The organism is Bacillus nitratireducens (genome assembly GCF_036320425.1).
Lineage (GTDB): Bacteria > Bacillota > Bacilli > Bacillales > Bacillaceae_G > Bacillus_A > Bacillus_A nitratireducens.
Genome location: NZ_JAUMJO010000002.1, coordinates 21,451 through 45,571, shown reverse-complemented (window position 1 = coordinate 45,571; position 24,121 = coordinate 21,451). Strand labels below are relative to the sequence as shown.

General features: G+C 35.5%; 29 protein-coding genes. 7 read left to right on the top strand and 22 right to left on the bottom strand.

Annotated elements, in window-relative coordinates; all coding sequences use genetic code 11:
- The first annotated feature begins 190 nt into the window (after window positions 1-190).
- Together Q3V31_RS06525 and Q3V31_RS06520 are read left to right on the top strand one after the other, a co-directional pair.
- Window positions 191-970 (top strand): GDSL-type esterase/lipase family protein, encoded by a 780-nt coding sequence (locus tag Q3V31_RS06525; RefSeq protein WP_000755829.1) that lies wholly within the window; start codon window positions 191-193, stop codon window positions 968-970.
- Window positions 971-1,042: 72 nt separating this feature from the next.
- A complete protein-coding gene (locus tag Q3V31_RS06520; RefSeq protein WP_000445823.1) occupies window positions 1,043-1,489 on the top strand; it encodes a MarR family winged helix-turn-helix transcriptional regulator in 447 nt (148 codons plus the stop codon).
- A gap of 24 nt (window positions 1,490-1,513) precedes the next feature.
- Here the strand turns inward: Q3V31_RS06520 and Q3V31_RS06515 are convergent, their stop codons facing one another.
- From Q3V31_RS06515 to argC, 10 genes are all read right to left on the bottom strand, one after another.
- A complete protein-coding gene (locus Q3V31_RS06515; RefSeq protein ID WP_000291938.1) occupies window positions 1,514-1,732 on the bottom strand; it encodes a hypothetical protein in 219 nt (72 codons plus the stop codon).
- 58 nt (window positions 1,733-1,790) lie between these two features.
- Complete coding sequence (locus tag Q3V31_RS06510) at window positions 1,791-2,342, bottom strand: DUF2062 domain-containing protein (RefSeq protein WP_000858888.1); 552 nt, start codon at window positions 2,340-2,342, stop codon at window positions 1,791-1,793.
- Window positions 2,343-2,657: 315 nt separating this feature from the next.
- On the bottom strand, window positions 2,658-3,470 hold the full coding sequence (gene imm47, locus Q3V31_RS06505) for an Imm47 family immunity protein (RefSeq protein WP_002190610.1): 813 nt from the start codon (window positions 3,468-3,470) through the stop codon (window positions 2,658-2,660).
- A 704-nt stretch (window positions 3,471-4,174) separates the two neighbouring features.
- Window positions 4,175-4,636, bottom strand: coding sequence for an Imm30 family immunity protein (locus Q3V31_RS06500; protein ID WP_002190613.1), 462 nt, complete (start codon window positions 4,634-4,636; stop codon window positions 4,175-4,177).
- Window positions 4,637-4,658: 22 nt separating this feature from the next.
- Window positions 4,659-5,651, bottom strand: coding sequence for a WXG100 family type VII secretion target (locus Q3V31_RS06495; RefSeq protein ID WP_329763379.1), 993 nt, complete (start codon window positions 5,649-5,651; stop codon window positions 4,659-4,661).
- Window positions 5,652-6,014: 363 nt separating this feature from the next.
- Window positions 6,015-6,965, bottom strand: a complete 951-nt coding sequence (gene argF, locus Q3V31_RS06490; RefSeq protein WP_329763378.1) for an ornithine carbamoyltransferase — start codon at window positions 6,963-6,965, stop codon at window positions 6,015-6,017.
- Between the two features lie 12 nt (window positions 6,966-6,977).
- Window positions 6,978-8,138 carry an acetylornithine transaminase gene (locus Q3V31_RS06485; protein WP_016130237.1) on the bottom strand — a complete coding sequence of 387 codons (1,161 nt, stop codon included), beginning with the start codon at window positions 8,136-8,138 and terminating at the stop codon, window positions 6,978-6,980.
- Entirely contained in the window at window positions 8,135-8,902 is a 768-nt protein-coding gene (gene argB, locus Q3V31_RS06480) for an acetylglutamate kinase (RefSeq protein WP_001286776.1), read from the bottom strand. Before argB ends, Q3V31_RS06485 begins: the two co-directional genes overlap by 4 nt.
- Before the next feature lie 11 nt (window positions 8,903-8,913).
- On the bottom strand, window positions 8,914-10,137 hold the full coding sequence (gene argJ, locus Q3V31_RS06475) for a bifunctional glutamate N-acetyltransferase/amino-acid acetyltransferase ArgJ (RefSeq protein ID WP_329763377.1): 1,224 nt from the start codon (window positions 10,135-10,137) through the stop codon (window positions 8,914-8,916).
- Window positions 10,138-10,147: 10 nt separating this feature from the next.
- A complete protein-coding gene (gene argC / locus Q3V31_RS06470; protein WP_329763376.1) occupies window positions 10,148-11,185 on the bottom strand; it encodes an N-acetyl-gamma-glutamyl-phosphate reductase in 1,038 nt (345 codons plus the stop codon).
- A 224-nt stretch (window positions 11,186-11,409) separates the two neighbouring features.
- On the opposite strand from argC, the gene Q3V31_RS06465 reads away from it, so the two are divergent.
- Window positions 11,410-11,595: a YqzH family protein gene (locus Q3V31_RS06465; protein WP_001035524.1), complete on the top strand. Its 186-nt coding sequence runs from the start codon at window positions 11,410-11,412 to the stop codon at window positions 11,593-11,595.
- Window positions 11,596-11,624: 29 nt separating this feature from the next.
- Here the strand turns inward: Q3V31_RS06465 and Q3V31_RS06460 are convergent, their stop codons facing one another.
- Window positions 11,625-12,419 carry an SDR family oxidoreductase gene (locus Q3V31_RS06460; protein WP_000147785.1) on the bottom strand — a complete coding sequence of 265 codons (795 nt, stop codon included), beginning with the start codon at window positions 12,417-12,419 and terminating at the stop codon, window positions 11,625-11,627.
- A 9-nt stretch (window positions 12,420-12,428) separates the two neighbouring features.
- Window positions 12,429-13,382: an MBL fold metallo-hydrolase gene (locus tag Q3V31_RS06455; protein ID WP_000125113.1), complete on the bottom strand. Its 954-nt coding sequence runs from the start codon at window positions 13,380-13,382 to the stop codon at window positions 12,429-12,431.
- Between the two features lie 165 nt (window positions 13,383-13,547).
- Between Q3V31_RS06455 and proI the strand changes: the two genes are divergently transcribed.
- Entirely contained in the window at window positions 13,548-14,387 is an 840-nt protein-coding gene (gene proI / locus Q3V31_RS06450; RefSeq protein WP_329763375.1) for a pyrroline-5-carboxylate reductase ProI, read from the top strand.
- Window positions 14,388-14,444: 57 nt separating this feature from the next.
- On the opposite strand, the gene sdaAA is transcribed toward proI, so the two are convergent.
- From sdaAA to rnz, 4 genes are all read right to left on the bottom strand, one after another.
- Window positions 14,445-15,323, bottom strand: coding sequence for an L-serine ammonia-lyase, iron-sulfur-dependent, subunit alpha (sdaAA, locus tag Q3V31_RS06445; protein WP_000489468.1), 879 nt, complete (start codon window positions 15,321-15,323; stop codon window positions 14,445-14,447).
- A gap of 18 nt (window positions 15,324-15,341) precedes the next feature.
- The gene (gene sdaAB / locus Q3V31_RS06440; protein ID WP_000877440.1) at window positions 15,342-16,001 is read right to left on the bottom strand and encodes an L-serine ammonia-lyase, iron-sulfur-dependent subunit beta; all 660 of its coding nucleotides are present in this window, start codon (window positions 15,999-16,001) and stop codon (window positions 15,342-15,344) included.
- A 45-nt stretch (window positions 16,002-16,046) separates the two neighbouring features.
- On the bottom strand, window positions 16,047-16,184 hold the full coding sequence (locus Q3V31_RS06435) for a hypothetical protein (protein WP_309442179.1): 138 nt from the start codon (window positions 16,182-16,184) through the stop codon (window positions 16,047-16,049).
- 562 nt (window positions 16,185-16,746) lie between these two features.
- Entirely contained in the window at window positions 16,747-17,670 is a 924-nt protein-coding gene (rnz, locus tag Q3V31_RS06430) for a ribonuclease Z (RefSeq protein WP_000397460.1), read from the bottom strand.
- Between the two features lie 189 nt (window positions 17,671-17,859).
- On the opposite strand from rnz, the gene Q3V31_RS06425 reads away from it, so the two are divergent.
- Window positions 17,860-18,111 (top strand): DUF3932 family protein, encoded by a 252-nt coding sequence (locus Q3V31_RS06425; protein WP_000656496.1) that lies wholly within the window; start codon window positions 17,860-17,862, stop codon window positions 18,109-18,111.
- 154 nt (window positions 18,112-18,265) lie between these two features.
- Here the strand turns inward: Q3V31_RS06425 and Q3V31_RS06420 are convergent, their stop codons facing one another.
- On the bottom strand, window positions 18,266-19,504 hold the full coding sequence (locus tag Q3V31_RS06420; protein WP_001208846.1) for a DNA polymerase IV: 1,239 nt from the start codon (window positions 19,502-19,504) through the stop codon (window positions 18,266-18,268).
- A 142-nt stretch (window positions 19,505-19,646) separates the two neighbouring features.
- On the opposite strand from Q3V31_RS06420, the gene Q3V31_RS06415 reads away from it, so the two are divergent.
- The gene (locus tag Q3V31_RS06415) at window positions 19,647-19,853 is read left to right on the top strand and encodes a hypothetical protein (protein WP_000809197.1); all 207 of its coding nucleotides are present in this window, start codon (window positions 19,647-19,649) and stop codon (window positions 19,851-19,853) included.
- Window positions 19,854-19,899: 46 nt separating this feature from the next.
- Here Q3V31_RS06415 and Q3V31_RS06410 read toward each other — a convergent pair whose 3' ends face one another.
- Window positions 19,900-21,018, bottom strand: a complete 1,119-nt coding sequence (locus Q3V31_RS06410) for a tripeptidase T (RefSeq protein ID WP_000609797.1) — start codon at window positions 21,016-21,018, stop codon at window positions 19,900-19,902.
- A gap of 127 nt (window positions 21,019-21,145) precedes the next feature.
- Window positions 21,146-21,691: a GNAT family N-acetyltransferase gene (locus Q3V31_RS06405; protein ID WP_033656621.1), complete on the bottom strand. Its 546-nt coding sequence runs from the start codon at window positions 21,689-21,691 to the stop codon at window positions 21,146-21,148.
- Between the two features lie 188 nt (window positions 21,692-21,879).
- Here Q3V31_RS06405 and prli42 point away from each other — a divergent pair, with 188 nt between their 5' ends.
- Entirely contained in the window at window positions 21,880-21,972 is a 93-nt protein-coding gene (gene prli42, locus Q3V31_RS06400; RefSeq protein ID WP_000549036.1) for a stressosome-associated protein Prli42, read from the top strand.
- 90 nt (window positions 21,973-22,062) lie between these two features.
- On the opposite strand, the gene Q3V31_RS06395 is transcribed toward prli42, so the two are convergent.
- The 3 genes from Q3V31_RS06395 to Q3V31_RS06385 form a co-directional block, all read right to left on the bottom strand.
- The gene (locus tag Q3V31_RS06395; RefSeq protein WP_000281171.1) at window positions 22,063-22,302 is read right to left on the bottom strand and encodes a DUF3894 domain-containing protein; all 240 of its coding nucleotides are present in this window, start codon (window positions 22,300-22,302) and stop codon (window positions 22,063-22,065) included.
- A gap of 213 nt (window positions 22,303-22,515) precedes the next feature.
- On the bottom strand, window positions 22,516-23,076 hold the full coding sequence (locus tag Q3V31_RS06390) for a L,D-transpeptidase (RefSeq protein ID WP_001146552.1): 561 nt from the start codon (window positions 23,074-23,076) through the stop codon (window positions 22,516-22,518).
- Between the two features lie 16 nt (window positions 23,077-23,092).
- On the bottom strand, window positions 23,093-24,061 hold the full coding sequence (locus Q3V31_RS06385) for an aromatic acid exporter family protein (RefSeq protein ID WP_329763374.1): 969 nt from the start codon (window positions 24,059-24,061) through the stop codon (window positions 23,093-23,095).
- Between the last annotated feature and the right edge of the window lie 60 nt (window positions 24,062-24,121).

The window sequence follows — 24,121 nt, the reverse complement described above, 5'->3', positions numbered from 1 at the left end:
TAGAGCAATGATCTTCACCTTATCTGACATTATCATATCTAAAGTACTTTCATATCGTCAATATTTTTTGACATACTTCTACAAATTTTCTGTAAAGTTATTGTAAAATTTTCATAAACATATAACATGCCCTTACATTGCTTATACTGCTGAATATGATACAATTACCAATTACAAGGAGGATGAATTTATGAAAAAAGTCATCTTAACAATTGTTTGTCTCCTCCTTCTGATCATTTCTTATTCTAATTTTGAAAAGAACGATGAGACAAAACAAAAAGAAAATGAAAGAAAAACAGAAAAAACATCTGCTCCCAATTGGATTGATAAGCAAACGAATGACTCCTTTTATCACCTCGTATTAGGTGATTCACTCGCAAAAGGATATGGCTCAACACAAGGGGGATTTGCCGAATTAGCCTCTAGACAACTAGAAGGACAAATTCATAAACCAATTACGGTAGAAAACCTCGGTGTAAATGGTCTCACTACAGATCGTCTCGCTAAAAAAGTCCAGTCAGAAGAAGTTCAACAAAAGATTAGGGAAGCAAATATAATTACTATTAATATTGGAGGAAATAATTTATTCCGCTTAAATCGTGATGTAGGTGTTATAGATGGTATTAAAATTTTAAATAAGGAAAAAGCCCGTTTTGAAACGGATGTAAAAAATATTGTAAAGACCGTTCGAGATCAAAATCCGAATGCTTTACTCATTCTCTCTGAACTCTATAACCCTTTACAACTAGATGACTCCATCTCAAGTTATGCAGATATGTTTTTAGATGGTTGGAATGATTCTGTTTATTCTATTTCAAAAGCAAATCAACCGTCGATCGTTTTACCAATTCGCAAATTAATATCGAATGATAAAAAAGAATTACTATTTGACCAAGTACACCCAAATGATAACGGTTATGCGATAATTGCCAATACATTTACAAAACAAGTGTTATCCTACAAATATTAAGGTTACCGTGAAACAATTCTATTTTTATACCTTGTCTTTTTTGTTACAATGATAGTGGAAGGGGGCCGTTATATGGAATCACGCGAGTGGGAACGTATTGTTGATCATCTTCTTTCGCTAGTGCCTCTTTTTTATCGCAAATTTATGCTTCCTGGAGAGTTTTCTTCTCAAAGACATATGCCGCCATCACATACGCAAGTGTTACTGCTTTTGCATGAAAATGGTACATTAGCAGTTTCAGAAATTGGCAAGCGGCTAGCGATTTCACGGCCTAACATGACCCCTCTATTAAACAAACTTATTCAAGAAGAACTAATAGAGCGTCATTATAGCGAAAAAGATCGACGTGTCATTTTAATTTCCCTAACAACTGAAGGGAAATTACTAGTAAATCAGTATCAACAATTCATTTTAGACAAACTAAAAGAAAATTTTCAAACATTATCTGAGGAAGAGCGCGAAAAGCTCATTCATTCTCTTCAAACCATTCAAAATTTAATTTTGAAAACAAACGCATAAAGCTGCTTCTAAATAGAAGCAGCTTTATGATTCGTAATAATTACCATAGTATACATTTGAATATGGCCATGTCATTAAATACGGCTTTCGTTCTTGAACAGGTTGCTGCTCGGGCTGTTGAGGCTGCGGCTGTTGCATTTGCTGTATTTGTTGCTGCGGATATACGCCGAATTGCTGCCTCATATCATTTACAGGATAATAATTTATATATGGATATACTTGCGGTACATAGTAATAATACATTCATTCTCTCCCCCTTTTCCTTAAACATATTCAAAGGGGAAAATGAATGTGACATTCTTTATATTTGCACAAGTGGTTCTCTAACTTGTTTCTTTCTTTTCTTCAAACGTAACTTACGATTCTTTTCATATAAATAATGCACAACGAAATATGAAATTACCCCAAACACAATTCCTATTATCGTCATACCAATTAATACATATACTTCACTCTGTAATAAGCTCTTTAACATCGTAAAAATATGACTCGAAAACAAATCTGATATCGTAAATGGTTCATGATGTATTTTCTGTACATCAAATGGATAAATCATTTTCCCTAACGCATAAGCAAACGGAAATAAAAATACTGGGAGAAACGATATTTTCCCAATAATATTACCAATGACTGCGGCTGGAAAAGACCCCTTTGCTAACCTGACAATTGGATAAAATATTAAATATACGAGCGATGCCGTATAAATTACCAACATTTCTAAACCAAACCCAATCGCAAAACCTAACGACACTTTCTTTGCTCCTTCTGGTGATCGAAGCAACTTATAATATTGAAACTTTAATATTCTCCACATTCGCTGAAAAAACGAATATGTTTTCTTAGTTGTTTTCAAATTCATCATCTCTTTAACTATATTTTTTCTATCTAGTATGTCCTTACATGATATGAAAAACAAATGTAGTTTACTCTTTTTATTATAAATGATATAGAGATGGTTAACCAAATATACATACGACATTTCAATATAAAAAAGCACACCTCTAATCGTTATTCGTGTCTAAAAATTTGAGGTGCACTTTAGTTGGACGGCTTTTTTCTTATTTATTCTCCTAATGTTTGTCCCATGTCATTTATTTTTATATCAAGACGAAAAAAGCACTTGTTGCCTTTTGTCGGCAAGTAAGTGCTTTAAGTTCATATATTATAGTCAAAGCTTATATCCGTAAAAATACTTTTGTCCCTTTTCCCAGTTTTCACTTGAAATTCCATTTATATAAACAATAAAATCTTTATAATTGCTTGCACTAATAATAGTGGTGTAATCCGCAGGCACTCTTTCACCAGTCCAAATTGATAATAAAGATGGTATTAATTCCATTTTTAATGGTTCTTTATTATTTGCAGCAATCATAACCCGCTGAATCATTTTTTTAGCTAAGTCTCCTGGAAAAGCTAAATTTTGTTGAAAATAATATCTATCTGTATCCTTTTCCTGACAATATATAAAATAAAAACTTCCAATTTCATTAATAGTTGCATCTTCACCAATTTGCTCTTCAAAATTAATAAAAGAATCAATAGAGTCTCTTATTATAGTAGCTGTATCACTAACTTCCTCCCACTCTTCCAGTAAAGCCAATAAATATGGAATTACCTCAAAAGAAAGTGAGGTTGTGGCTGCTGATGCAAAAGTCTCTACTGTCTCTTCAGTTGCCTCACTAAGAAAACGAAGATTATTTGAATCCCTTAAGTCTTCATGTGTTGCGACAGAGAAAAACACTCTAATACATAAATTTAGAATCGTCTCATCTTTAGTCTGATTCATTAATTGAACGAATAGTGGTTTTTGAGTAAAATCCCCCGTTTTAAATAATTCTATTAAGTTAAATAAAACTTCCTTTTCTGTTACAGATTTTAAAATTTCTTCTTTAATTTCCGATTGAGCTAACGTCGTTTTTTCTCCAAACCATTTACTACTCATCAGATTTCCTGTTTCTCCCATAAACGCACCTACTTTCATTAAATTATCTCTTCCCATTTTCTTTAATTAATTTATCTAAATACTTATGTTACTTCAAATCCCACAATATATATGAGTCTGATCGTTTATTTTTAAAATATGTAGAGTGCTCTTTTCTAGTAGATACATTTAAGTTATGATTTCCCCTCCATTTACTATTTAAGGAAAGTGCACCATCATTATTAACTAAAATTAGCTCTTTACTATCGCCATCTTGAACATTGCGATAAATTACAGTCTATAAAATTTAAGACTTCATACACTTATACAATTATACGTGTACCAACTTATTTCTACGCTAAAACAAAAAAGCACTTGTTGCCTTTAATCGACAACCCAGTGCTTTAAGTTCATCTGTTTTTAAGTAGCATAGATTTCTAAGTTTTGTAGTAACAGTTTGACAGCCTTTATATGTTGTGACAACTACTACGTTAAAACTTACGAGTTTGTACGAGTTCATTAGTTTTATGTCCATTCCATGTGTTTATATTCATCATCCAGTAAAATGTCATCTCGCCTAAGCTCGTACTTCGTTTTTCTATTCTATCATTGCACACAGTACTCCATGATGGTACAACCATCATGGAGTATGTACTTTTTAATAGCTTATTCTTATTCTTTTTCTTTCCACTCCAATAATAAATTCTTTTCTGTTAGCTTGCCTTATGTGCTTATATATCGTTTCAACTTTAAACATTAAATGGTTAGATGCTCTTAATTACCTCATTAACAGATTCACTAAACATATCAGGGTCTTCATTTTTTATATCAATCAATAATTCTTTAATACTAATCGTAATTGATGGATCAAATCCCGAAAGTACTTTTCCATATGCTAATCTTACTTGAGGATGATTAAGAATTCTATAATGTAAAATTTCTACCCATTCTTTAGCTGAGTTAATCATCTTTGGAAAAGCTTTAACAATACATACAAGTCCTTCTTCTATGTTATTTTTATATAAGCTCTCTATTCCATGAATCAAACCAAACATAACCTCAAATTGCTCAGTCTCATCATCCAGAACTAAACATAAATCTGTAATAACAGAGACGTCATTGTACTCTATTACTTCCATTAATGACTCATTAAAATCTCGTATCTCATTTTCATTTTCTAATAAACGATTATCATATAGTCTTTTTAAATGACTCTTAATATCCAAAGGTAATCATCCTTTCCATGTTTTATTTATCAAATAAATGCGGATACAGCTCTTTGTTTCTTTTAATAACTTCTCTTAAACCTTCTCTTATCTCAGCAGTATATAAACCATCTTTTATATAAATTTTTCGAGCATCCAAGATATCATGAGATAAGGCCTCACGAAAGCTAAGGTTTAAATACGCCTGCGATTTTTCTCCTGATAGACCATATGTATATGTTTCACGATGTCTCCCACCAGTTCCAGGATGAGGTTGTTCCATATTCATACTCACACCATCATTCCTTTTTATACCAGCTTGTTTCATTTTCTGTGCAGAAGGCATATGATGTGGAGTAATATTATCAAAAGCAGTTCCTTGTTTCACAAGTTGTTTATAGGTTCCAACTTTTCCTTCATTAGTCAATAGAGCTTTATCCGCACCATTAACTCCATTGACTTTCTCCACAGGTACTTTTTTAGCTCTATTCACAGCCTCAGTAGCCTTAGCAGTCATTTTAACTCCTTTTCCTACTTTAGCTATCTTTCCAAAGGGTGTAAGGCCGGCTACAGCCATGACACCTGCCCCAGCACGTTCCCACCCCGAAAGTTTTTCGCCAGTAGATGGATCAATACCATCCCAAACACGACGAACATCATACTCCCCACTTATTTCACCCGCTGTATCCCTAGCTAGTTTTTTACCATCAAAACCCTCTTTTTCTGATGATAGTGGTCCACACATTGCACCTTTTTCCATTGTAACATCTTGATTATCTGTATTGCGGAATTTCTCAGCAATTCGTTTCAAATCTTCTTCTACTTTTACAAGTGAATGAATAGATGTAAAAGCTTTTGGTCGCGCATCATTGAACATTTGAATGAACTGTTGATTGGAGGCACCAATCCACTGAAAACACAATTGATCTATTTCATTACATAATTTATTATGTATAGATTCTAATGCGATTCGAGTATTACTTGCACGATTAGCAACTTCTTCTAGCATTTCAGGTGTTACTTTAATTTGAACCATTTTTTTCCTCCCTCTCCCAATTAAAATTATGAGATAAAAAGAAAAAAATGTAAATACGGAAACTTCAGGCTAACCAAAAGTCTTTATATAACATAAAACCTGCTTAACAACAAATGAAGCCTATGTGTATGTGAAGTAAAGGAAAGAGCCTTCCTGGTGAACAAGGCCCAAAAGGTTAGACAAAAAATTAAGTAGCTATTTCTCTAATGGATATCCCTCGTCTATCCATATAATTAAGTACATTCAGTGTATACTGAAGGGAATATGTTTTTATTTCATTTACTTTTCTTCTAGTAAGAATTTAACCATAAAAAAATACACCTCCAATTGTTATTCGTGTCTAACAATTGGGGTGCACATCATTTAGGAAGGCTCTTCTACATTTTTAAATAAACTTACTAATAATGCTTTTTGCGCATGCAATCGGTTACCAGCTTGCTCAAAGACGATAGACTGCGATCCATCTATAATTTCTCCTGTTACTTCCTCTTCACGATGGGCAGGTAAACAGTGTAAGAAACGATACGTTTGCTTCGCATGCATAACAAGTTCTTTATTAATTTGGTAAGGTTGAAATAATGTATATTTCTCTTCTTCTCCCTCTTGCCCCATGCTCATCCAAACGTCAGTATAAATAAAGTCCGCTTCGTTTACCGCTAATTCAGGGTTATGCAAAATTTCAATTTCAGCTCCTGTTTCTTCAGCAATCGCTAACGCTTTTTTTACAATTTCCTCATTCGGTTCATACCCTACAGGCGTTGCAACAGTCATATTCATTCCGACTTTCGCACTCGCTAACAACAATGAATGACATACGTTATTCCCATCACCTACGTAAGCCAATTTAATTCCTTTGAACGTCTTCACTTCTTCATAAATTGTCATTAAATCTGCCAATGCTTGACAAGGATGATGATCATCCGTTAATCCATTAATAACAGGAATGCTCGATTCTTTCGCAAGCTCTTCTACATCCGCATGTGAGAATGTACGTATCATAATCCCATCAATGTAATGAGACAATACTTTCGCAGTATCTGAAACGCTCTCCCCTCTTCCAATTTGCATCTCTTTCCCACTTAAAAACATCCCATGTCCTCCGAGCTGTACCATTCCTGCTTCAAAAGATACGCGGGTACGAGTTGAATGTTTATCAAAGATAAGCCCTAATATTTTTCCTTGTAATAAAGGCTCCTGCTTATTCTTTTTTAAATATATAGCAAACTCAATTAAAGAAATGATTTCTTCTTGCGTCAATTCTTCTAGTGTTAAAAGATCTTTCGTATTTAATTTCGGTACTTGTACAGTTGACATGAAATTTCCCCCTTATATGATTGATGCATTTTTTGTACAAACCACTTTTTTTATCATATATACTGCCTGTTCCAGCTCTTCATTCGTTACAATGAGTGGCGGTAATAGTCTTATAACATTAGGCCCTGCTTGTAATACGAGAAGTCCTGATTTTTCTAGTTGTTCTATAAAACTTGAAACTTCATGCTTACACTCAATTCCAATCATAAGCCCCTTACCACGTATATTTTGAATATATTCGACATGTTGTAATTCCTCTTGCAACTTCTCTAATACGTACTCGCCCTTTTCTTGTACTTCTTTTAAAAACGATGGTCTTTTACTTACTTGTAATACTTCTTTCGCTGCAGCCATCGCAATATAATTCCCACCAAAAGTTGAACCGTGTGATCCTGCAGTGAACGACGTTCCGAGTTCTTTCCGGCCAATCATCGCTCCAACAGGAATACCATTTCCTAGTGCCTTTGCAACGGTAACGATATCAGGTTTTATTCCCATTTGTTCGTAAGCGAATAGTGTTCCTGTTCTTCCTATCCCCGTTTGTACTTCGTCTATAATAAATAAGGAGCCAAACTTATTACATAATGCTTCAATTGCTTTCAAAAAAGATAAATCAGCAGGTATGACTCCTCCCTCTCCTTGAACAACTTCTACCATTATCGCCGCAACTTCTTCATTCATTACTTCCTCTAACGCCTTTATATCGTTAAAAGGGATATGTAAAAAAGACGGAAGGAGCGGACCAAATCCTTCTTTCACTTTATTTTGCCCCGTCGCACTCATCGTTCCGAATGTTCTCCCATGAAAAGACTGCTCACATGTTACGACGAGAGATTTTCCAGTATGCTTACGGGCTAGCTTCAAAGCTGCTTCATTCGCCTCTGCCCCGCTATTACAAAAGAATACATGATCTAATGCTATATTTTCTGTTAATAATGACGCGACTTCTTCTTGTAAGCTGTTTGTAAACAGGTTAGATATATGCCATATATCATCAAGTTGCTCTTGTACAGCTTTCATCACAGTAGGATGACAATGTCCTACATTACATACTCCAATACCGGAAGTGAAATCTAAATATTGCTTACCATTTGTATCAATAACTTTCGTTCCATTTCCCTTTACAAACTCAATAGTTCTTCTCCCATACGTTTGAAAAAGATGACTTGTCATACAATACTCACTCCTTTCGTTACCGTCGTTCCAATACACTCTCCGGTAACTTCAGCAAAGTCTTTTGTACCATTCACGACACTTACCTTTTGCACTCCCATTTTTAATGACGCTAGTGCCGCCTGTACTTTCGGAATCATCCCGCCTGTAATAACCCCTTTTTCAATAAAAGTATCAATTTCAAATTCGTCCGTTTTCTTTACTAATTTTCCTTCATGTAATATTCCATCTACATCTGTAATAAAAATGAGTTCCTTTGCAGATAATGCTGCCGCAATTCCAGCTGCAGCATTATCCGCATTTATGTTATAAATCTCATTTTCATTTATCCCGATTGGAGCAATAACAGGAATATAATTCATATTTATTAACCCTTTTAGTAAGGCTGTTTCGACATAACTTACTTCTCCCACATATCCTATCTCCTTGCTGACAGGTTGAACTTGAAGTAAATTGCCGTCACATCCTGAACAACCTACCGCAAGTAAATTATGCTTTTGTAAATTCATTACGAGTTTTTTATTCGTACTTCCACATAGCACCATTTGAACAATATCCATAACTTCTCTTGGTGTTACTCGTAACCCATCTCTTTTCTCTACTTTGATGTTACAATCTTTTAATTTGGCATCAATTTCTGGACCACCACCATGAACAATCACTACCTTATACTTTTGTTGCAATTTCTTTATACAATCAAAAAACACATCATTTAATTGATCCAACATACTACCGCCGCATTTCACTACAATATAATCGCTCATCTTCCCTCTCCTTATGTACGATAACAAGCGTTTATTTTCACATATTCATAGCTTAAGTCACAGCCCCAAGCAGATCCGTTCTCTTCTCCTAAATGTAAATACACATCAATAGTAATTTCATGTTCTTGTAATTTCTTTTTCATTTCCTCTTCAGAAAACATTTGAGGCTCACTATTTTTTAACACTGCGATAGATTGAAGAGTAATATCAATTGTATTCGGATTAATCTCTACTTCACTTTGTCCAATACTGCTAATAATTCGCCCCCAATTTGGGTCTTCACCATATATCGCTGTTTTCACAAGACTCGAACCGACTATTTGCTTTGCAATTTTCTTTGCCTCTTCATTTGTTAGAGCTCCTAGCACATTTACTTCTATTAACTTCGTAGCCCCTTCACCATCTTGCGCAATTTTTTTGGCTAAATCTTCACATACCTTCTGTAAAGTAAATACGAAAGTTTCCCAATCTTTATGTTCCATAGTTATTGGTTTCGTTTCTGATAATCCACTTGCCATTACGATGACCATATCATTTGTAGAAGTATCTCCATCCACCGTAATTTGATTAAATGTATGATTCGTTATTTGTGATAATGCTGTTTGCAATACTTCATGCTCTATGTTGATATCTGTTGTAATAAAACTTAGCATCGTTGCCATATTTGGATGAATCATCCCTGAACCTTTTGCGACACCCGCAATCGTCACTTTCTTCCCATCAATGATCATCTCATAGCAAGTTTCTTTCGTTATAAGATCCGTCGTTAAAATCGCTTCAGAAAAAGAATGTGCTTCACTTACTGCCTTCGCCGGTGTAAGAGTCGAAATTCCCTTTCGGATTATATCCATCGGTAAAGGCACACCAATTACACCTGTTGAAGCTACTGCAACGTAGTTTTCTTTCACTCCAAAATGTTCCGCCCCTAATGCGCGCATCTCGTATGCATCTTGTAATCCTTTCGTTCCCGTACAAGCATTTGCATTTCCACTATTGACGATAATTGCTTGTAATTTCCCCTCAGCCGCTATACTATCTTTCGTTACTTGCAGGGGTGCTGCTTGTATTTGATTTGTTGTATAGACGGCGGCGCATGATGCTGGCACTTCACAAATGATTACACCTAAATCCCTTTTTTCTTTTTTCAAACCATTTGCAGTACCGATTGCCGAAAAGCCTTTTGGCATTACAATTGAACCATTTTCTAATTTTGTAATAGACTCTACTTTAATCATCATGTCCCCCTTATAGATAAAGCGGCATATGTTGTAAACCCGTTGTTTCTTCTAGTCCCGCTACTATGTTTGCATTTTGAATCGCTTGCCCAGCCGCACCTTTCATCATATTGTCTATAACAGAAACGACCGTCACTCTTCCTGTTCTTTCATCGTAAGCTATCCCCATATCACAATAATTTGAGCCCCTCACTTCTTTCGGACTTGGAAACTCTCCTTGTGCGCGAATTCGAATGAAAGTCGATCGTTCATACGTTTCTTCATATAATTTTTGAAGTTGTTCTATTTCCATTTCTCGTTTTACTTTCGCATAAAGTGTAACCATAATCCCCCGTGATATCGGTATTAAATGTGTACTAAACGTGATTGGCTTCGTTTCCCTATTCCACTCTGCAAGCATTTGCTCAATCTCAGGAACGTGTTGATGATCATTTACTTTATAAATGTGCAAGTTATCGTATAACTCGGGAAAGTGAGTCATTGTTGTTGGCGTTTTTCCCGCTCCAGATACTCCTGATTTCGCATCAATAATAATTGAATCTTCTTCAATCATGCCGCTACGTACTAACGGCAATATCGCTAATAATGCAGCTGTAGCAAAGCATCCTGGGTTTGCAATTAAATTAGCATTTTGAATCTCGGACCTTTTCCATTCACTTAACCCATATACTGCTTTCCTAAGAACTTCTTCTTTTGCAGCTGCCCTTTTATACCACTGTTCATATGTCAAAGGATCTTTCATACGAAAGTCTCCAGATAGGTCAATTACTTTTAAACCTACTGCTAATAATTTCGGAGTTAACTCTGCGGATACTCCTGCTGGGGTTGCTAAAAATACAATTTCAGCTTCCTTCTCTATCTTCTCCGCATCAATTTCTTGTAACGTATGGACAAGAATATTTCGAAAATGCGGGTATACATTTGTTATAAATTCACCAACTTGTGAAAAAGAATGGAGAGATGCTATCGAAAAATATGGATGTTGCTCTAATAACCGAATTAATTCAATACCTCCATATCCAGTTGCTCCAATAATTGCGACTTTCATAAGCTCCTCCTCATATCTATTCTTTAAATTAAGTATGATTATAATATTGCATAATTATAAAGTCAATTAAATATTTATAATTTTTAAAAAGTTCGAAATATTAATTCCACTACGAAAACAATATATACGAGTGGATTTTTATACAAAAACAGTGCATATTAGTATTTTCATTTCACTTCAAGTACAATAAAACAATACATGTATACATACAGGCGGGGAAAAACATGAATAAAAAATTAATTGAGAAAATGATTATAAAAAGTTTTCGGCAATATCAATGTAACCATGTTTCAAAAGAGGATCAGGAAATGCTAATTAAACATATTCAAATGATAATTCATTCAAATACTGAAATTGATGTATACGAGGCTGTTGAGGATATCGTTTACGATTATGTGACTGGAAAATAAAAAATAGGAGATTTCCATATGGAAATCTCCTATTTTTTACTTAATGATTTGCCTGCAACGCGTTCAAATAAACCTGGGAATAATGCGTAGAGCTTTGGCCCCATTCCCATCCACTTCGGCAAATTCACTTCACGTTTTTTCGTTTGCATCGCCTTTACGATTTGTTCTGCTACATATGTTGGTTTTAACATGTAACGTCCCATATTTTTTACGTATGTACCTGATTGATCGGCTATTTCAAAAAAGTTCGTATCTATCGGTCCTGGATTAATTGCTGTTACAAAAACATTCGTATTAGATAGCTCCATGCGTAAACTATTCGTAAATCCTAATACAGCGTGTTTTGTTGCTGCATAAGCACTCGACTTCGGAGTTGCAATTTTTCCAGCTAATGAAGCAATGTTAATAATTTGCCCTTCGTTCTTTTTTACCATATAAGGTAATACCGCTTTCGTACAAGCTACTAATCCAAATACGTTTACTTGAAACATATCCTTTACTTCATCCATTGATGCATCTTCAAACGTTTTAAAAATACCAAATCCCGCATTGTTTACCAATATATCAATACGTCCTACTTCTTGTAATACCTTTGAAAAAACAGATTGTACTTTCGTTTCTTCACTTACATCTAATACATAGTAATAGCAAGGCGTATTATAAGTTGCTTTAATTTTGTCTGCTAATGCTTGTAGCTTCTCTTCTGTTCGAGCCATTAATACCGGCGTCGCCCCTTGCTCCGCAACCTGCATTGCAACTTGCTCCCCAATTCCACTAGAAGCACCTGTAATGACGATTACCTTTTCTTGTAAACGTCCAGTCATTGCTGTCACCTACTTTGCATAATAAATCCATTGTTGTGAAGATTCATCAATCATCACTTGTTGATTATATGCTAAAAAGTCTAATTGTCCAACAGTTTCTGAGATAGTAAGTGGCAATTGCTCTTTATATAATACCGGAAATAATTTTACACATACTTCAAATGCTGTCATTGGCTTTTCCTTTAATAGCTCCAGCACTTTAAAAGCTCGTGTCTCTTGCTTTTGTAATCTTGTTTCAATAAGTTGTTTCACATTCAGAACATCTTCCCCATGCCCGGATAAAATACGTGAAATATTCATTTCACTTAAACGTTTTAACGTTTGATTGTACTGCAATAAAGGACGCGCTCTTTCTGTTTGACCTTCATATGGTGGTTCTAATATTGGATTTGAAGAAATATGACTAATGAGAGCATCCCCACCAATTAATATTCCATCTGATTCTCTATATAATGAAATATGAGTGGAAGCATGACCTGGGGTTTCAATCACTGTAAATCCAGGTAACGAATCTATACGATCTCCCTCTCTCACAGTATGTGTTAACGACCTATTACAAGAATATTTAAGTGTCTTCGTCGTCAATAACGCCTCACCATTCAAAAATGCTGCTGGAACGCCGAACTGCAAGGCCGTCTCTTTAAAAAATTCATGATACCTCTTTAAAAATTCGGCATTCTGCGTGATCCACGGTTCATTCCAAGGATGTCCAATAATCTTTGTTTTTTCAGAAAATGTATTTAAAAGTCCACAATGATCCGCATGGTGATGCGTAATCACTACTGTTTTAATATCTTCTATCTTATACCCTAATGCACCTAATTGACTTTCTAGTGCCTGCTTTGCTTCTTCTGTATTTGTCCCTGTATCAATTAACGTTAATGTTTCTCCCTCAACTAAAAACACGTTCACTGTCTCAACTGCAAATGGAACAGGAATCTCCATTCGATGAATCGCCGTCATGCTTAGCCCCCCTGTCTTTTTCCGGTTCAAAAATGAATACCTCTTCAGTTTACAACTTCCCTATAAATTTGTCATTATTTTCAGATAAAAAGAGGTGTTTTCCGTAAAAAAACGAATGTATGTACATTTATAAGCATTTCTAACCAAATTTAAAGGAGGAACATCATGTCTATTCAAAACATTTCCTTTCTCGGTGCAGGCTCTATTGCCGAAGCGATTATTGGTGGTTTATTAAACGCAAATGTTGTTAAAGGGGAACATATTACTGTAAGTAATCGTTCTAACGAGACCAGATTACAGGAGTTACATACAAAATACGGTGTTAAAGGTACACATAATAAAAAGGAATTACTTGCTGATGCAAATATTCTTTTTCTAGCTATGAAGCCAAAAGATGTCGCAGAAGCGATGATTCCTCTTAAAGAATACATACATAATGACTTGCTTATTATTTCGTTATTAGCAGGTGTTTCTACTCATTCAATTAGAAACCTACTTCAAAAAGACGTTCCGATTATTCGTGCAATGCCAAATACATCTGCGGCCATTTTAAAATCCGCTACCGCTATCTCACCTTCAGAACACACAACGGAGGAACATATTCGCATTGCAACATCGTTATTTGAAACGATTGGTCTCGTCTCTGTTGTAGAAGAAGAAGATATGCATGCTGTCACTGCATTATCCGGGAGTGGACCAGCTTATATTTATTACGTAGTAGAGGCGATGGAAGAGGCCGCAAAAAAAATTGGTTTAAAGGAAGATATCGCAAAATCACTTATTCTTCAGACGATGATTGGCGCTGCTGAAATGCTAAAAGCAAGCGAAAAACATCCTTCTATTTTGCGAAAAGAAATTACTTCTCCTGGTGGAACAACTGAAGCAGGTATTGAAGTGTTACAGGAGCATGATTTTCAACAAACATTAATTTCCTGTATTACACAAGCAACGAAACGATCACACGATCTCGGAAAAACATTAGAAAAAATAGCAAAAGAAAAATAAAAAACGGAGCTCAACTTTATTTGAGCTCCGTTTTTACTTTAATCATATGATATGCTTTTATTTATTACTCTTACCAAAAATCTCTTCTTGCAAACGACGACCTGTCGGTGTTGCTGCAAGTCCACCTTCTGCTGTTTCACGAAGTGCTACTGGCATCGATTGTCCAATTCTAAACATCGCCTCTATGACTTCATCACATGGAATTGTACTAGTTACACCAGCTAATGATAAATCAGCTGAAATCATGGCATTCGCAGCTCCTGCTGCATTACGTTTTACACAAGGTACTTCTACAAGCCCTGCAACAGGATCACATACTAAACCAAGCATATTCTTTAATGAAATCGCCATCGCTGTAGCTGCTTGATCTTGTGTTCCACCAGCCATCTCAACTGCTGCCGCTGCTGCCATTCCACTTGCCGAACCTACTTCAGCTTGGCAACCTCCTGCCGCGCCGGAAATACAAGCATTATTCGCAACAACCATACCGAAAGCTCCTGCTGTAAATAAAAATTCAATCATTTCTTCGCGTGTCGGCTGTAATTTTTCTCGCAGTGCAAACAGTACACCTGGCACTGTTCCAGCAGATCCTGCTGTTGGTGTTGCACAAATGATTCCCATCGCCGCATTTACTTCATTTGTTGCGACAGCTTTACTCACTGCGTCCAAAATCGTATCTCCAGATAAGCCTTTTCCACTCTGCCTATACGCTTGGACTTTCACAGCATCCCCGCCAGTTAAACCAGTTGGTGATTTTACACCACGAATACCGCGTTCTACTGCTTGTTCCATCACGACTAAGTTCTTTTCCATTCCAGCAATTACTTCTTCACGTGTGATACTTCTTGTTTCCATTTCACATTGAATCATAATTTCTGCGATTTTTACATTTTGCTCTTTAGCTTGCGCCACTAGTTCCGCTGCGTTCCGAAACATGGTGTGTCCCCCCTGCAATTAATCCATAATAGTTACTTGACAAATATTTTGTTGCCCATTTATTTCCGCGATTACTTCATCTGCTAATAATTCATCTGTTTCAATGACCATAAGCGCTCTTCTTCCTTTTTCTTTACGAGAAACACTCATTGTACTAATGTTAATCTCGTGTTTTGCAAGGATTGAAGCTACAGCTGCGATAGCACCGAAGCGATCGTTATTTACAATAAGTAGCGCTGGACTCGTCCCTGATAGTTGAAGATCGAATCCATTTAATTCTACAACTTCGATTTTACCACCACCGATTGAACAAGCAACGACTTCAATTTCCTCTTCTCCTTTATACAGACGAATTTTCGCTGTATTTGGATGAGGAGCATTTGCATCTTCCTCAATGAATTCCACTTCAATTCCGCGTTCTTTTGCTATGTCTAGCGCCTCTGGAATACGTAAGTCATCTGTTTCAAATCCTAATATTCCACCGATTAGCGCTACATCCGTACCATGTCCTCGATACGTCTTTGCAAATGATCCATATAATGAAATGCTTACTCTTTCTGGTTCATGACGAAACAGCTGGCGAGCAACTTGCCCCATTCTTGCTGCGCCTGCTGTATGTGAACTTGATGGACCAATCATAACTGGACCAATAATATCAAATACTGAGCGATACTTCATCATAACTCCCCCTAAACCTCTATGAAAAAATTTTTTACTATTCTATTAAGCTACCGAATCGGTTGCTGTTCCAGTCGTACCACGAATTTGTTCCGCTGTACGAATTGGATAGTTTTTGAATAACAGTGAAGCAATATATCCTGAAATAATACCAGTTATCATAATAAATAAGAAACTTAGCATTACCTTCATTTAAAAATAATATAAGATAATCCACAATAAAGTCTGGTAGCAATCCAAAGTTTAACACAGAACCCCTTACAAGCATAGCATAAACAAGTGAAACTCCCATTGCTTTCATACCTTTTGGTGTTTTAAAGCTAAAAAGTGAAAAAAGACTTAGTACAAATAATAGTAATATCCTTCCTATTATAATTTCCATGTTGCTCTCTCACGATTTAGTCAACTTCACTTGTTACGACAAATGGCTAAAACGCATGTAGCCTACACTTAAATTATAATCTGCCCTCATTATAGCTTGTTTTTAATAAAACGCTTACTTTTAATGAATTTTAAAAGTTCTGAATAACAATCTGTTTTTGCTATTTGTACCACTCGTATGTCGTCTGACTTATATAACAGTTTTTCTAAACAATCGGTCTTATGTATTTTTATCCTATCTCTTCACATCATTAAAACTTTCTGTTTCATCCAATATAAACATAAAATGATAACAGTTTTATTTTAAAATTTTTTTAGAAATAAAAAAATGGCAACCTTTCGTCACCATTTTTTTACGCCATTATTATCTTTCTACTGGAAATGATTTCAAGTCCGTAGCTATTTCTGTATTAGAAAATAGCTCTCTTGCCTCTTTCCATAATTCCTTATATGTATCTCCTTGATAACGAGAACTAATATGAGTCAATATTAAGCGTTTTGCATTTGCCTGTAGTGCAATACTCGCAGCTTGCTTAGATGTGGAATGAAAATAATCGTACGCTTGTTGTTCATCTTCTGCCGCAAAAGTTGCTTCATGAACAAGTACGTCAGCGTCTTGTGCCAGCTCTCTACTCGCTTCACAATATCTTGTATCACCTAAAATAGTAATGATTCTTCCCTTTTGAGGCGGACCAATAAAGTCTTTTCCATTTAGTATCGTACCATTTTCTAATTCAACTACTTCTCCATCTTTTAAACGTTTAAAGAGTGGACCGGGTTTCACACCCATCTCCAGCAGCTTATCGACTAAAAGAGCACCTTGTATATCTTTCTCTACAATACGATATCCGAAACATTCGATTCCATGTGATAACCTTTTTGTTTCTACATAGAATTCATTATCCTCAAACACAGTACCTTCTTCCGTTATCTCAACGATTTCAAGTGGATATTTCACATGTGTCGTACTTACTGATAATGCTACTTCAATAAATTGTTTAATTCCTTTTGGTCCGTACACCGTTAACGTTGTTGTTCCACCTTGAAACGAACGGCTTCCTAATAAACCAGGCAACCCAAAAATATGATCGCCATGTAAATGCGTAATAAATATTTTTTCAATGCGTCTTGGGCGCACAGATGTATGTAAAATTTGATGCTGAGTCGCTTCACCACAGTCAAATAACCAAGTCTGTCCTCGTTCTTCTAACAATTGCAAAGCAATTGCTGAAACGTTCCTTCCTTTCGAAGGAACACCTGCACCAGTTCCTAAAAATACAAATTCCACTTTCTTTCCTCCAGCTCTTTATATAATCTATCTCTCATCTTACGGAATGTTATTTCAAATGGCAAATTGAATTTGCATAACCAATCATCTAGACAACTATATAACACGAACGTTATAGTTAAAAAACTTAGCAATCGTTCGTGTTTTATGTTAAAATAATTATACTACATTTTAAGGGAGCGTTTTATTATGAAAGAAGCATTTCGTTTACAAACTGATTTTTCATCTTCATTTGATCGCTGGGTAAGTTCTTTCGTGTCTGATCACCCAGCACAATTAGAATGGACGACTTTGAAAGAATTAATCCATGAATATACAACAACACATACAAATGATTCGTTACCAACATATATTTCTTCAGCTTTAACATATTACGCACAACGCGTTTCAACAACAAACAGTTCAGAAATTGTTATTTTTGAAAATGATACAATCTCATAATCTATAATAAAAAGCACTGTAATCAGTGCTTTTTATTTATATCCATACCTTTTGTTTTAACTTGGCATGAACCCGAAAAAGGATTTGACCGCTTCTAAGCATGGTTGAATTCTCTCTTCCATCTAAAAAAGAAAAGTTAAATCCATGACACCTTCTACATAAACTTATTCTCTAATTTTTGCTGAAACGACTTTTCTTGCTTACGCAATAATTGGCTACCTCGTTGTAAAAGCGGTGTTCCATACTTATCATTAATTTGATCAATGACAGCAAGTAGCGGCTCTTCTTTCGCATCTTTTTCAAATGAAAACAAATCTAATTGTTTCACCGATTCTGTTTTCCACTCTATTTCAGTAGCCGTAACACCTAACAGGCGAACAGAATCACCATCCCAATGTTGCTTCCATAAACGTGATGCCGCTTGAAAAATATCACGTTCTTCCCAAATTGCATTTTTCAATTGCTTACTCCGTGTAACCGTCCGCCTATCATGGTATTTAATCATAATTTGAATGTTATAACTAACAAGCGTTCGTTTTTGTAGCCTTTTGCTTACTGATTTCGATAATCTGTCTAACATATCAAGTAATTCTTTTTCTTCGTCCATATCCTTTGAAAAAGTCATCGAATTACCAACGCTTTTATGCTGTCCTATTTGATCCGGATCAACTTCCCTATCATCCATACCTTTTGCCCGCTGTTGTAAATCAACACCGTGCTTTCCAATTTTAGCGCGAATGATATGTTCGTTTCCTTTTGCTAACTGCTCAATTGTTTGTATATGAATATCATTTAATTTTTCAGCTGTTTTTTCTCCAATTCCATGCATTGCTCCAACTGGAAGTGGCCAAATCATTTCTGGAATATCTCGTTTTCGAAGCACGGTAATACCGAGAGGTTTTTTCATATCAGAAGCTGTTTTTGCTAGGAAAAGGTTTGGAGCAATTCCGATGCTACACGGAAGCTGTAACTCTGTTAATAACGCCCCTTGAATCATCTTCGCTATTTCAAGGGGCGTACCGAGCGCATAGCAATCTGTAATATCTAAATACCCTTCATCTATAGAAACCGGTTGTATTTTTTCTGTAAAACGGGAAAGAATTTGAAACATTTGAAATGAAGCTTCTCGATATAATGTAAAATTAGGACGCCTCACAACTAATTGCGGACATAATCGCTTTGCTTCCCATAAGGGCATCGTCGTACGTATTCCATATTCTCTCGCCTCATAACTACATGTTATGATAATCCCTTTTCGCTCTTTTTCATTCCCGGCAATCGCTAATGGCTTTCCTTGTAATGATGGGTCATGAGCAATTTCAACAGATGCGAAAAAACAATTCATATCTACATGTAAAATAACACGACCATTTTTCGGATACATTTCTCGCATACTACTCACCCCTCAAAGAACATTTGTTCTTTCATTATATCAAATTTCTTTACACGTTATAATAATTATTGGCTTTTCTCTATCTATTTTTTGTTATACTGTATGTAACAAATGGATATTATTGTAAAGGAGATGAATCGTTATGAAACAACATAATAAACTCAATTATGTATTTATTATTATTATAGTAATCCTTGCAATTAATTATTTGTTACTTCCCCTTTTTAACATTAACATTTACGCTTTAGGAATCTTCTCTCATTTCATACGTTTTACAACAACTTATGTACTTCCGTGGGTCTTCTTATATTGGCTTATCCGCCTTGTGAAAGCAATTGAATCAAAATAAAAAAAGACGTGTAAACCATAATTGGTTCACACGTCTTTTTTATTACTTACTTCGCTACTTCTTCAATAATAGCTACAACTAATTCTGCTGTTTTCGCTAATTCTTCAACAGGAATTTTTTCATTTGTTGTATGAATCTCTTCATAACCAACTGCTAAGTTAACTGTTGGGATACCGTGTCCTGCGATTACGTTCGCATCACTTCCGCCACCACTTTGGTGAAGAGAAGGTGTACGGCCAATGCTTTCAGCAGCGCGTTTCGCAACTTCTACAACGTGATCTCCATCAGCAAACTTAAAACCTGGGTACATAACATTTACTTCAACGTCTGCATGACCACCCATTTCTTTTGCAGTTGTTTCAAATGCTTCTTTCATTTTTGCAACTTGTACTTCCATTTTCTCATTGATTAAAGAACGAGCTTCTGCAAAAATTTGAACATGATCGCAAACGATATTTGTTTGTGTGCCACCTTCAAAACGCCCAATATTTGCAGTTGTTTCAGAATCGATACGACCAAGTGGCATCTTTGCAATTGCTTTTGCTGCGATAGTAATTGCAGATACACCCTTTTCTGGTGCTACGCCAGCGTGCGCTGTTTTCCCACGAATAATCGCATTCACTTTCGCTTGTGTTGGCGCTGCAACTACGATTTCACCAACTTTTCCATCGCTATCTAATGCATAACCATATTTCGCTGTAATGCGCTCGCGATCCAACGCTTTTGCACCAATAAGACCCGATTCTTCTCCAACTGTAATAATAAACTCAATTTTACCATGAGGGATGTTTTTTTCTTTTAAAACACGAATTGCTTCAAACATAGATGCTAAACCAGCTTTATCATCCGCTCCTAAAATAGTAGTCCCATCTGATACGACATATCCATCTTTAATAGAAGGCTTAATTCCATTACCAGGAACTACTGTATCCATATGAGAAGTGAAATAAATTGTATCAACACCGTCTTTTGTTGCTGGTAAAGTACAAATTAAGTTACCTGCACCATGACCAGTCACGCCCATCGTGTCATCCTCAAATACTTCTACACCTAAAGCAGTAAATTTCTCTGTTAACACTTTGCAAATTTCTGCTTCAAATTTTGTTTCAGAATCTACTTGTACTAACTCCATGAATTCATTTACTAAACGTTCTTGATTAATCATAAGACTGCGCCTCCTGCACTACCATTATGTATGTAACAATATTAATTATAACAGAATTTCGCAAAAGTTTCGAAATACAAGACAAAAAACAGATGGTTCATACATCTAGATACCCATCTGCCTTCTATTACTCGTTTAACAACACCCAGCGCATATGATCTTCCCAAACACCATTAACCATTAGCATTTTTCGAGATACACCTTCATATTGAAATCCTATTTTCGTCACTACTTGTATAGATGCTAAATTACGCGGCATGATCGGTGCTTCTATACGATGTAAATGAAATTCTTTAAAGGTAACTTGAATTGCTTTTCTAAGCGCTTCTGTTGTGTAACCTTTATTCAATTCTTCCTTATCTAATTTATAGCCAAGTACACAAGATTGATAAATTCCGCGAACAATTAGATTAAATGAAATGCATCCAATAATTTTTGTATCATCACCCTTTTTAAAAATCCACAGCCTGATGATCTTACCTTCCGCGAACTCTTTTCTATCCTTTTGTAACTTTTTCTTTTGGTAATCTAACGTAAAAAAATCATCCGGTCTATACTCTTCCCACGCTTTTAAAAAATCACGATTTTTGTCGTAATATTGAAGAACTTTTTCCGCATACGACTCATCAATTTCCCTTAAATGTAAACGCTCTGTTTCGTATATTTTCATCATCGTATCTCCATTCTTCATGCTTGCATAACAAAAACTAATAATCTACCTTTTAACATATTCTCTACGTATGCTCAAATTTCCTGTTATATTTTGCACCCCCTTCCCGAATTTTGTCCTTTCTCTCCCCTTGTCCACAATTTCATTTCTCGTTACAATGAAATTGTACTGATTTGCAAGGAGGTTTAACGATGCATAAAAAAGCTCAAAAAATTATGGTTTATATAATGCTAATTTCTATGCTTGTAACAACACTACTTACTGGCGCAAGTATGTTTTGGTAAAAAGGACGATTCACTCGTCCTTTTTTTACTGTTTACACATACAAAATAGACCATCTCGAAATCGAGATAGTCTATCTTCTAATGAATATTTTATTTTATATATAGTACAACTGCTACAATACTAAAGGAAAAAGCCATTACAAGCGCTATTACAAAGCTTGTATATTGTTTCTGCTGAAATGCCCCAATAACAAAAGTAAGATTGAGTAATGCCATAAATACAATCGCTACAACGTAAGAACATATATTAAAAGTTGCCAATATGAATGTAATAACAAATAGAAAACCCACAAAAAACTGCATATAAGAAATTCTCGGATTCAAGTACATATGAGCAACCCCTTTACCTATTTTTATCCCGCATTAACGGGCAGTAAGACTCCCACCTCAAAATTTGGCTAGGGCAAAGCAGTTAGGCGAGAGATCAACTGCCCGTAAATGCCCGATTGGTTCAACTAATAATCAGCGGGTAATAACCTCCCACTGATTAAAGTTTCACTTTATCTTTCTATATTTTCATTAACGCATGGTTATGTACACATGTCAAGACAACTTATAATAAAAGAAAAAGCCAACTTTTGTGTCGGCTTTTTCATATGCAATGGCTCCTTTTTCTTTTGCCAATTGCTGAAATGATTTTTTCGATTTCACAATCCATACTTTCGTTCCAATTGGAATACGATCAAATAAATACTCCACATCGTTTTTCTTCATTCTTATACATCCTTGTGAAATATACTTTCCAATTGAACTAGGTTGGTTTGTTCCATGTATTCCATATTTACTCCCATCTGTTCCTCGTGCATTAAATCCAATCCACCTTGACCCAAGTGGATTTTTCGGTGATCCACCTGGAATATCCTTCGCAATATAATACGGATCCTTTGCTTTCATTACAATATCAAAAGTTCCCTCTGGGGTTAATTCATTCGTTTTTCCTGTCGCTACTGGAAAAACCTTTTGGATTTTCCCATCGTCAATATAAGCTAACTTATTCGTCGCTTTATTTACAATAATAAAAGGATCTCCGGTACGCGGATTATCACCAAGAGGCCAGATCGGTGATAAAGAAAGACATAATATGAAAGAGAGAAGATACGGCATATGTAATTCCTACCTTCTATATAAGTTCTTTTATATTATCCTTTCCCTTAAAGCGACTTTTAATGAGTAAATATTGCTCCATTTCATACACAAGTTGAACAAGTTTCGCACGTATCTCAAATTCTTCACGTGTAACTGGCAATGGCATGTCTCTAAATAATTCTCGCATTTCTTGAAGTTGTCTTAACGAAATGACCCCTGTACTTTCAGGACGAATAGAGTTCCCTATATTTTCAATTACATCTGCAATCATATCGGCTTGTTCATACGTCCAAGATAGTGACGCAGCTAATGGTATCATGCGCTCCAAAATTTCAAATTGTTGCATGCGCATATCAAAATAACGATAATAATAGTCATCTTCACGCATAAACTCATTCTCAAGTTTTTTAAATGATAAATCTTTTGCTTCTTTCAGCATCCTTTCTGTTTCAATTAATTCGGCTCCACTCCAATTACTATCTCGATTTCGTAAATAAACGACCATTTCAAACAAAATTGTTCTGAAATGCTCTTCTATTTTTTCTTGATACTCTTTCAGTTTATTCTCACTGCTTGGCATGTACATGTTTACTAATAAAGCGACGCTAATTCCAATCGTTAGTATAGCAATTTCATTACCAACTATAGACCATGTAATTTGCTTTAATGAATACAGATGCATAACAATAACCGAACTCGTGACAATGCCTTCTTGAATTTTGCACATAACTGCAGTCGGAATAAAGGTAAGTAGTAATACACTAATCGCAAGTGGTGTATAACCAATCGTTTCAAAAATACAAAACGCAAATACCATTGATAATACACAAGCTAAAAAACGGTGCAACGATACTTGAACGGATTTTCGTTTCGTATTTTGCACGCATAATATAACTAAAATACCCGCTGAACTATAAAATTCTAACCCTAATAACTGAGCAATAAAAACTGCGACGCCTGTCCCTATTGCTGTTTTTACTGTACGGTATCCAATTCTGAACATAGCATTGCTCCTATATGTATAAACGTATTTACAGTTAGTATAAAAAAAGGATGACACAAT